Annotated in this window: 1 protein-coding gene; it reads left to right on the top strand. The window is 44.6% G+C overall.

Going from position 1 to position 1,170, the window contains the following annotated elements:
* Positions 1–1,170: IS3 family transposase (locus ACZ2M0_RS09420; RefSeq protein ID WP_490059280.1), on the top strand; the 1,170-nt coding region annotated here is incomplete at both ends.

Here is a 1,170-nt window from a genome sequence, read left to right as displayed (position 1 = left end):
GGAGCAGGCCCTTAGGCGAATCATAGTTGAACATGAGCCTGCCCGTCGAGTATCTATTGACTTGGGCTTAAAAAGTAGTGGCATGTTGTACAACTGGCTGCGCGAATACCGTAAAAATGGGTATAATATCGTTAACAAGCAGAGAGGACGACCGCCCCATGACCAAAAGAGAACAGCTGATCAAACAGGAAAATCAGCGGATCAAGCAAGAGAACGACCGCTTACGCCAGCAGAACTTAAAGCTGAAAATCGAGAACGAATTTGTAAAAAAATTGAGCGTCTTAGTCGACCAGCGGACCAAGAGCCGCAAGCCGCGGAAATAGCCCAGGCAGTTACCCAACTAAGGCGCGAGCTTAAAGTCAGCGTAACTTTTATTCTTGATGCCATTAATGCCAATCCGAATCTGCCCCATCTATCCCGCAGTAATTACTACTACACTTTAAAGAAGAAGGACAAAGAGCGGAATAATCGAGAAATAATGGCAGAAATCAAAACTATCTATGAAGAACACAAGCACCGCTATGGCTATCGCCGCATTACTGCAGAGCTTAGGCGTCGCGGTTTATTAGTCAACCATAAAAAGGTGCAGCGCTTAATGAACAAGCTGAAATTGTTTGGCATAGTCAGTAAACGCTGGCACAAATACAGCAGCTATCGCGGCACTCAGGGTCCGATTAAGCCTGACCTGATTAAACGCAGCTTCAGTGCGGTTTATCCCAATCACAAATGGTATTCGGATATAACTGAGTTCAAGCTCAAGGGGCAAAAGACCTACTTATCACCGATCATTGACGGCTGCAGCCAAGAGATTGTTTCCTATACTATTTCCCGCAGCCCTAATCTTAAGCAGACCATGGACATGTTAAGGCAAGCTTGGCGCAAACATCCGGCACTGAATGGCTTGATCTTCCACACTGATCAAGGCTGGCAATACCAAAATGCCCAGTTTCAAGCGTGGCTGAAAAATCATGGCATTAGCCAGTCAATGTCACGCAAGGGCAATTCGCTTGATGATGGGCTAATGGAAGGCTTCTTCGGGATACTCAAGCGAGAAATGTTTTATGGTTTTGAAAAGCAATATAAGAATCTCACAGAACTGGAAGATGCGATTAGAGACTACATTGAGTATTACAATCAGAAAAGAATCAAAATCAAACTAAAAGGACTAAC

The organism is Lactobacillus sp. VURO6/B1 (VP7), from assembly GCF_058139575.1.
Note: the sequence above shows the minus strand (reverse complement) of the source record. Positions and strands in the feature narration are given on the sequence as shown.